Origin of the sequence: Sporichthya sp., assembly GCF_013815995.1 — a bacterium.
In the GTDB taxonomy this organism is placed as follows: Bacteria; Actinomycetota; Actinomycetes; order Sporichthyales; family Sporichthyaceae; genus Sporichthya.
Genome location: NZ_JACDFE010000328.1, coordinates 1 through 3520 on the forward strand (window position 1 = coordinate 1; position 3520 = coordinate 3520).

At 73.0% G+C, this 3520-nt stretch carries 3 protein-coding genes and 1 pseudogene; 3 read left to right on the forward strand and 1 reads right to left on the reverse strand.

The genetic code is table 11. The annotated features are described in order from the left end of the window. Window positions 1–1231, forward strand: a 1231-nt coding sequence (locus tag H0X00_RS22670; RefSeq protein WP_293775053.1) for a DEAD/DEAH box helicase, incomplete at its 5' end; no start/stop codon positions are given. Window positions 1232–1321: 90 nt separating this feature from the next. Here H0X00_RS22670 and H0X00_RS22675 read toward each other — a convergent pair. Continuing rightward, complete coding sequence (locus H0X00_RS22675) at window positions 1322–2716, reverse strand: NAD(P)H-quinone dehydrogenase (RefSeq protein ID WP_293775055.1); 1395 nt, start codon at window positions 2714–2716, stop codon at window positions 1322–1324. A gap of 127 nt (window positions 2717–2843) precedes the next feature. Between H0X00_RS22675 and H0X00_RS22680 the strand changes: the two genes are divergently transcribed. Then, window positions 2844–3293, forward strand: coding sequence for a gamma-glutamylcyclotransferase (locus H0X00_RS22680; protein WP_293775056.1), 450 nt, complete (start codon window positions 2844–2846; stop codon window positions 3291–3293). Then, window positions 3290–3520, forward strand: a pseudogene (locus H0X00_RS22685) (purine-nucleoside phosphorylase); the annotation flags it as partial. The gene H0X00_RS22680 and the pseudogene H0X00_RS22685, both read left to right, overlap by 4 nt.

Consider the following 3520-nt stretch of genomic DNA (forward strand, 5'->3'; position numbering starts at 1 on the left):
CAGCCCGTTCGCCATCCAGTCCCGCGCCCTGCCGGACGCCCTCGCCGGGCGCGACGTGCTGGGCCGGGCCCAGACCGGCTCGGGCAAGACGCTGGCCTTCGGACTGCCGATGCTGGCCCGCCTGGCCGCCACCGGTTCCCCTGCGCGGTCCACCCGCCGGCCCGGCCCGCCCCGCGGCCTGGTGCTGGTGCCCACCCGCGAGCTGGCCCGCCAGGTCGCCGACAACCTGGTCGCCTTCGGCCACACCGTCGACCTGACCGTCGCGATGGTCTACGGCGGCGCCCCGATCAGCCGTCAGATCCAGGCCCTGCGGGCCGGCGTCGACGTCGTCGTCGCCACCCCCGGCCGGCTGCTCGACCTGCTCGAGCGCAAGGCGCTGACCCTCGAGTGGATCGAGATCACCGTCCTGGACGAGGCCGACCACATGGCCGACATGGGCTTCCTGCCCGACGTCCGGCGCATTCTGGCCCAGACCCCGCAGGACGGGCAGCGTCTGCTGTTCTCCGCGACGCTGGACCACGCCGTCGCCAAGATCGTCCGTGAGTACCTGCCGGACCCGGCCGTGCACGCGGTCCCCGAGGACGAGACCCAGGTCGACAACATGACCCACGTGATGTTCGGGGTCCACCCGAGCACCAAGGTGGACGTCGCGGCCCGGATCGCGGCCCGCCCGGGCCGCACGCTGTTCTTCGTGCGGACCAAGCACGGCGCGGACCGGTTGGCCCGCCAGTTCTCGCAGGCCGGCGTCGCCGCCGGGGCGATCCACGGCAACCTCAACCAGAACCAGCGCCAGCGGGCCCTCGCCGCCTTCGCCGACGGCTCGCAGCGCGTGCTGGTCGCCACGGATGTCGCGGCGCGCGGCATCCACGTCGACGACGTCGACCTGGTCGTGCACTTCGACCCGCCGACCGACGAGAAGGCCTACCTGCACCGCTCCGGCCGCACCGCCCGGGCCGGCTCCTCCGGCACGGTCGTCGCGCTGGTCGAGCACTCGCAGCGCCGGGAGATGGCCGCCATGCACCGCAAGGCGGGCGTCGACCCGGCGGCCCACGATGTGACGCCGGATCACGCCGAGGTCATCGCGCTGGGCAACTCCGGCACCCCGATCCCGGTCGTCACCCTGGTGGCTCCGGTCCGGAGCAGCGCGCCGCGCGGTACCGGCCGTCCGCCCCGCCGCCCGCAGGCCGGTGGCCGTCCGCGTCAGCCGCGTCGCATGAGCGCTGCCGGCTGATCACCCGGCAGCACTTACCTTCACTCGCCAGGACCAGCCTCACGGGCTGGGCCTGGCGAGTGAAGCATGTCTGGGGCCGTGAAAGGGGTGTCAGCCCGGCGGCAGGTGCAGCAGTCGTGCGGCTTCGCCGATCGAGCCGGTCATCGACGGGTACACCGTGAAGGCGTGCGCGACCTGGTCGGCGGAGAGCTGGCAGTCCACCGCGAGCGACACGGCGTAGATCAGCTCACTGGCCCGCGGCGCGACGACGACGCCACCGATGATTATTCCGGTGCCCGGCAGGCAGAACAGCTTCACGAAGCCGTCCCGCAGGCCCTGCATCTTGGCTCGGGCGTTGGTGGCCAGCGGCAGCATGACGGTGCGGGCCGCGACCTCGCCGCGGTCGATCTCGTTCTGGGAGACCCCGACCGTGGCGATCTCCGGCTCGGTGAACACGTTGGCCGCGACCGCGCGCAGGTTCAGCGGGCGGACCGCGTCGCCGAGGATGTGCTGCATCGCGATCCGACCCTGGTGCGCGGCGACGGAGGCGAGCATCAGCACTCCGGTGCAGTCGCCGGCGGCGTAGATACCGCGGGTCGAGGTGCGCGAGACCTTGTCCACCTCCACGAAGCCGCCGGAGTTGAGCCGGACGCCGGCTTCGGCCAGCCCGATGTGCTCGGTGTTGGGCACCGACCCGACCGCCATCAGCACGTGCGAGCCCGTGATGACCTCGCCGTCGGAGAGCTCCACGTGGACGACGTCGCCGTCGCGGGTGACCTTTTTCGCGCGGGCCTGACTGCGGATGTTCATCCGCCGGCGCACGAACGCGGCCTCCAGCACCGCCGCGGCGTCGGCGTCCTCACCGGGCAGCACCCGGTCCCGTGAGGACACCAGGGTGACCTCCGTGCCGAAGTTGTAGGCGCTGGCGAACTCCGCACCGGTGACGCCGGAGCCGACGACGATCAGGTGCTCGGGCAGCGCGGTCAGGCCGTAAACCTGAGTCCAGGTCAGGATCCGCTCGCCGTCCGGCATCGCGTCCGCCAGCACCCGGGGGCGGGCGCCGGTGGCGACCAGGATTGCGTCGGCGGGCAGCTCCTCCTCGGTCCCGTCGTTGCCCTCGGCGACCACCGCGGTCGGCGAGGTCAACCGGCCTCGTCCGGGCAGCACGCGCACCCCGGCGATGGTCAGGCGGTCGTGGATGTCGGTGGACTGCGCCTGGGCCAGCGCCCGGACCCGGGTGTTCACGCGGGCGAGGTCGACGCCGAACGCCGACGGGCCGAGATCCTCGGCGCCGCGCACCTTCACGCCCAGCCGCCGCGACTCCGCGGCGTTCCAGGCCGCCTCGGCGGTCGCGATCAGCGTCTTGGACGGCACGCAGTCGGTGAGGACGCAGGAGCCGCCGATCCCGTCGGAGTCGACGACGGTGATCTGCGCACCCAGTTGGGCGGCGACCAGCGCCGCTTCGTATCCCCCGGGGCCACCCCCGAGCACCACGATGCGTGTCATAAGACCGCCATTGTCCCCGGTGTGTGTGCCCGGCCGGAAACGTCCCTGCTCCACGCGGTGTGACGGTTGTGTGAGATAGGCCCAGCCTGACGCTGCGAGGGGTTCCGCCGCCCTAAGCTGACGACCCATGGCCCTGTACGCCGCCTACGGCAAGAACCTCGACCCGGCGCTGATGGCATTGATCGCGCCACACTCGCCGCAGCGGACCACCGGCTGGCTGGCCGGCTGGCGGCTGACCTTCGGCGGTGAGGAGCTCGGCGGCGAGGGTGCGCGCACCACCGTCGTCGAGGACGCGGGGCACCAGGTCTTCGTCGCGCTCTACGACGTCACGCCCGCCGACGAGCAGGAGCTCGACGGCTGGGAGGGCACCGCGATCGGCTTCTACCGCAAGATCCGGGTCCGGATCGCGACCATGGAGGGCGACGAGCTCGCCTGGATCTACGTGGTGGATGGCTACGAGGGCGGGCTGCCCTCGGCGCGGATCGTCAGCCACATCGCGGACGCGGCCGAACGGGCCGGCGCCCCCGACGACTATGTGAAGTGGCTTCGCGAGCGGCCCTGCCGCTCCGCCCCGTGACCGGGACCGATCCCTACGCCCTCGCCGAGGCCGCCGGGGCCCGGCTGCGTGAGCTGACCGGGCCGGTCGACTTCGCGGTCGTCCTGGGCTCCGGCTGGAACGGCGTGGTCGACGAACTCGGCGCCGGCGACGGATTCCCGATGAGCGAGCTCCCGGGCTTCGCGCCTCCGACCGCCGAGGGCCACCGCGGCCGCGTGCACCTGGCGGTCGCCGGGCCGCACCGGGTG

Bases quoted from the DNA above. Each gene is read 5' to 3' on its own strand.
- H0X00_RS22675 (WP_293775055.1), bottom strand. From the start codon at position 2,716: ATGACACGCATCGTGGTGCTCGGGGGTGGCCCCGGGGGATACGAAGCG.
- H0X00_RS22680 (WP_293775056.1), top strand. From the start codon at position 2,844: ATGGCCCTGTACGCCGCCTACGGCAAGAACCTCGACCCGGCGCTGATG.